Origin of the sequence: Acinetobacter sp. EKM10A, from assembly GCF_011075215.1 — a bacterium.
Classification (GTDB): domain Bacteria; phylum Pseudomonadota; class Gammaproteobacteria; order Pseudomonadales; family Moraxellaceae; genus Acinetobacter; species Acinetobacter baumannii.
Map to the genome: position 1 here is coordinate 1 of NZ_JAALLK010000034.1, position 5,270 is coordinate 5,270.

General features: G+C 49.5%; 2 tRNA genes and 3 rRNA genes. All 5 read left to right on the forward strand.

The window, feature by feature from the left end:
• Window positions 1-1,462: ribosomal RNA gene (locus tag G9371_RS18865) — 16S ribosomal RNA — on the forward strand; the annotation flags it as partial.
• A 59-nt stretch (window positions 1,463-1,521) separates the two neighbouring features.
• Window positions 1,522-1,598 (forward strand) — tRNA-Ile (locus G9371_RS18870).
• Window positions 1,599-1,653: 55 nt separating this feature from the next.
• Window positions 1,654-1,729 (forward strand) — tRNA-Ala (locus G9371_RS18875).
• A gap of 340 nt (window positions 1,730-2,069) precedes the next feature.
• Window positions 2,070-4,962 (forward strand): 23S ribosomal RNA (locus tag G9371_RS18880).
• 185 nt (window positions 4,963-5,147) lie between these two features.
• Window positions 5,148-5,262 (forward strand): 5S ribosomal RNA (gene rrf / locus G9371_RS18885).
• Window positions 5,263-5,270 lie beyond the last annotated feature (8 nt).

Genomic DNA, 5,270 nt, shown 5'->3' on the forward strand with positions numbered 1-5,270 from the left:
GTAGCTTGCTACCGGACCTAGCGGCGGACGGGTGAGTAATGCTTAGGAATCTGCCTATTAGTGGGGGACAACATCTCGAAAGGGATGCTAATACCGCATACGTCCTACGGGAGAAAGCAGGGGATCTTCGGACCTTGCGCTAATAGATGAGCCTAAGTCGGATTAGCTAGTTGGTGGGGTAAAGGCCTACCAAGGCGACGATCTGTAGCGGGTCTGAGAGGATGATCCGCCACACTGGGACTGAGACACGGCCCAGACTCCTACGGGAGGCAGCAGTGGGGAATATTGGACAATGGGGGGAACCCTGATCCAGCCATGCCGCGTGTGTGAAGAAGGCCTTATGGTTGTAAAGCACTTTAAGCGAGGAGGAGGCTACTTTAGTTAATACCTAGAGATAGTGGACGTTACTCGCAGAATAAGCACCGGCTAACTCTGTGCCAGCAGCCGCGGTAATACAGAGGGTGCGAGCGTTAATCGGATTTACTGGGCGTAAAGCGTGCGTAGGCGGCTTATTAAGTCGGATGTGAAATCCCCGAGCTTAACTTGGGAATTGCATTCGATACTGGTGAGCTAGAGTATGGGAGAGGATGGTAGAATTCCAGGTGTAGCGGTGAAATGCGTAGAGATCTGGAGGAATACCGATGGCGAAGGCAGCCATCTGGCCTAATACTGACGCTGAGGTACGAAAGCATGGGGAGCAAACAGGATTAGATACCCTGGTAGTCCATGCCGTAAACGATGTCTACTAGCCGTTGGGGCCTTTGAGGCTTTAGTGGCGCAGCTAACGCGATAAGTAGACCGCCTGGGGAGTACGGTCGCAAGACTAAAACTCAAATGAATTGACGGGGGCCCGCACAAGCGGTGGAGCATGTGGTTTAATTCGATGCAACGCGAAGAACCTTACCTGGCCTTGACATACTAGAAACTTTCCAGAGATGGATTGGTGCCTTCGGGAATCTAGATACAGGTGCTGCATGGCTGTCGTCAGCTCGTGTCGTGAGATGTTGGGTTAAGTCCCGCAACGAGCGCAACCCTTTTCCTTACTTGCCAGCATTTCGGATGGGAACTTTAAGGATACTGCCAGTGACAAACTGGAGGAAGGCGGGGACGACGTCAAGTCATCATGGCCCTTACGGCCAGGGCTACACACGTGCTACAATGGTCGGTACAAAGGGTTGCTACACAGCGATGTGATGCTAATCTCAAAAAGCCGATCGTAGTCCGGATTGGAGTCTGCAACTCGACTCCATGAAGTCGGAATCGCTAGTAATCGCGGATCAGAATGCCGCGGTGAATACGTTCCCGGGCCTTGTACACACCGCCCGTCACACCATGGGAGTTTGTTGCACCAGAAGTAGCTAGCCTAACTGCAAAGAGGGCGGTTACCACGGTGTGGCCGATGACTGGGGTGAAGTCGTAACAAGGTAGCCGTAGGGGAACCTGCGGCTGGATCACCTCCTTAACGAAAGATTGACGATTGGTAAGAATCCACAACAAGTTGTTCTTCATAGATGTATCTGAGGGTCTGTAGCTCAGTTGGTTAGAGCACACGCTTGATAAGCGTGGGGTCACAAGTTCAAGTCTTGTCAGACCCACCATGACTTTGACTGGTTGAAGTTATAGATAAAAGATACATGATTGATGATGTAAGCTGGGGACTTAGCTTAGTTGGTAGAGCGCCTGCTTTGCACGCAGGAGGTCAGGAGTTCGACTCTCCTAGTCTCCACCAGAACTTAAGATAAGTTCGGATTACAGAAATTAGTAAATAAAGATTGAGATCTTGGTTTATTAACTTCTGTGATTTCATTATCACGGTAATTAGTGTGATCTGACGAAGACACATTAACTCATTAACAGATTGGCAAAATTGAGTCTGAAATAAATTGTTCACTCAAGAGTTTAGGTTAAGCGATTAATCTAGATGAATTGAGAACTAGCAAATTAACTGAATCAAGCGTTTTGGTATGTGAATTTAGATTGAAGCTGTACGGTGCTTAAGTGCACAGTGCTCTAAACTGAAATGTTGAAGTTACTAACTTGTAGGTAACATCGACTGTTTGGGGTTGTATAGTCAAGTAATTAAGTGCATGTGGTGGATGCCTTGGCAGTCAGAGGCGATGAAAGACGTGATAGCCTGCGAAAAGCTCCGGGGAGGCGGCAAATATCCTTTGATCCGGAGATGTCTGAATGGGGGAACCCACCTACTTTAAGGTAGGTATTGCAACATGAATACATAGTGTTGCAAGGCGAACGAGGGGAAGTGAAACATCTCAGTACCCTTAGGAAAAGAAATCAATTGAGATTCCCTCAGTAGCGGCGAGCGAACGGGGATCAGCCCATTAAGTTATGTGTGTTTTAGTGGAACGCTCTGGGAAGTGCGAACGTAGAGGGTGATATTCCCGTACACGAAAGGGCACACATAATGATGACGAGTAGGGCGAGGCACGTGAAACCTTGTCTGAATATGGGGGGACCATCCTCCAAGGCTAAATACTCCTGACTGACCGATAGTGAACCAGTACCGTGAGGGAAAGGCGAAAAGAACCCCTGTGAGGGGAGTGAAATAGATCCTGAAACCGCATGCATACAAGCAGTGGGAGCACCTTCGTGGTGTGACTGCGTACCTTTTGTATAATGGGTCAGCGACTTATATTCAGTAGCGAGGTTAACCGTATAGGGGAGCCGTAGAGAAATCGAGTCTTAATAGGGCGTTTAGTTGCTGGGTATAGACCCGAAACCAGGCGATCTATCCATGAGCAGGTTGAAGGTTGGGTAACACTAACTGGAGGACCGAACCCACTGTCGTTGAAAAGCCAGGGGATGACTTGTGGATAGGGGTGAAAGGCTAATCAAGCCTGGTGATAGCTGGTTCTCCCCGAAAGCTATTTAGGTAGCGCCTCGGACGAATACCATAGGGGGTAGAGCACTGTTTCGGCTAGGGGGTCATCCCGACTTACCAAACCGATGCAAACTCCGAATACCTATGAGTACTATCCGGGAGACAGACTGCGGGTGCTAACGTCCGTAGTCAAGAGGAAAACAATCCAGACCGCCAGCTAAGGCCCCAAAATCATAGTTAAGTGGGAAACGATGTGGGAAGGCATAGACAGCTAGGAGGTTGGCTTAGAAGCAGCCACCCTTTAAAGAAAGCGTAATAGCTCACTAGTCGAGTCGGCCTGCGCGGAAGATGTAACGGGGCTAAAACTATGTGCCGAAGCTGCGGATGTATACTTTGTATACGTGGTAGGGGAGCGTTCTGTAAGCCGATGAAGGTGTGTTGAGAAGCATGCTGGAGGTATCAGAAGTGCGAATGCTGACGTGAGTAACGACAAAACGGGTGAAAAACCCGTTCGCCGAAAGACCAAGGGTTCCAGTCCAACGTTAATCGGGGCTGGGTGAGTCGACCCCTAAGGCGAGGCCGAAAGGCGTAGTCGATGGGAAAATGGTTAATATTCCATTACTTCTGTGTAATGCGATGAGAGGACGGAGAAGGCTAAATCAGCCTGGCGTTGGTTGTCCAGGTGAAAGGATGTAGGCATGTATCTTAGGCAAATCCGGGGTACTCTATGCTGAGATCTGATAGCAAGCTGTACTTGTACAGCGAAGTGGTTGATGCCATGCTTCCAGGAAAAGTCTCTAAGCTTCAGTTACACAGGAATCGTACCCGAAACCGACACAGGTGGTCAGGTCGAGTAGACCAAGGCGCTTGAGAGAACTCTGCTGAAGGAACTAGGCAAAATGGTACCGTAACTTCGGGAGAAGGTACGCTGTTGTTGGTGATGGAACTCGCTTCCTGAGCTGACGACAGCCGCAGAAACCAGGCCGCTGCAACTGTTTATTAAAAACATAGCACTCTGCAAACACGAAAGTGGACGTATAGGGTGTGATGCCTGCCCGGTGCTGGAAGGTTAATTGATGGGGTTAGCGTAAGCGAAGCTCTTGATCGAAGCCCCAGTAAACGGCGGCCGTAACTATAACGGTCCTAAGGTAGCGAAATTCCTTGTCGGGTAAGTTCCGACCTGCACGAATGGCATAATGATGGCGGCGCTGTCTCCAGCAGAGGCTCAGTGAAATCGAAATCGCTGTGAAGATGCAGTGTACCCGCGGCTAGACGGAAAGACCCCGTGAACCTTTACTGCAGCTTGACACTGAACTTTGACCTTACTTGTGTAGGATAGGTGGGAGGCTTTGAAGCTGGAACGCTAGTTCCAGTGGAGCCGTCCTTGAAATACCACCCTGGTAATGTTGAGGTTCTAACTCTGTCCCGTGATCCGGGACGAGGACCGTGTCTGGTGGGTAGTTTGACTGGGGCGGTCTCCTCCTAAAGAGTAACGGAGGAGTACGAAGGTGCGCTCAGCGTGGTCGGAAATCACGCGTAGAGTATAAAGGCAAAAGCGCGCTTAACTGCGAGACCCACAAGTCGAGCAGGTACGAAAGTAGGTCTTAGTGATCCGGTGGTTCTGTATGGAAGGGCCATCGCTCAACGGATAAAAGGTACTCTGGGGATAACAGGCTGATACCGCCCAAGAGTTCATATCGACGGCGGTGTTTGGCACCTCGATGTCGGCTCATCTCATCCTGGGGCTGAAGCAGGTCCCAAGGGTATGGCTGTTCGCCATTTAAAGAGGTACGCGAGCTGGGTTTAGAACGTCGTGAGACAGTTCGGTCCCTATCTACCGTGGGCGCTGGAAATTTGAGAGGATCTGCTCCTAGTACGAGAGGACCAGAGTGGACGAACCTCTGGTGTACCGGTTGTGACGCCAGTCGCATCGCCGGGTAGCTATGTTCGGAAGGGATAACCGCTGAAAGCATCTAAGCGGGAAGCCTACCTCAAGATAAGATTTCCCTAGGACTTTATGTCCTCTAAAGAGCCGTTCGAGACTAGGACGTTGATAGGTTGGATGTGGAAGCATAGTGATATGTGAAGCTGACCAATACTAATTGCTCGTGAGGCTTGACTATACAACACCCAAGCAGTTGTATATGAAGCATCAATCGATTCTTAAATATGCAAGACAACTTGATTTAGTTATACCTCTAGCTAAAATGAACAGATAAAGTAAGATTCAATTCAGCCCAGTCTGTTACAGATTTGGAAAACGCTTCGGCATCAAATAAGACCCAAGCAAGTATCCATAAACAGTTGTGCTGGCGACCATAGCAAGAGTGAACCACCTGATCCCTTCCCGAACTCAGAAGTGAAACCTCTTAGCGCTGATGGTAGTGTGGGATTACCCATGTGAGAGTAAGTCATCGCCAGCTCATTATTC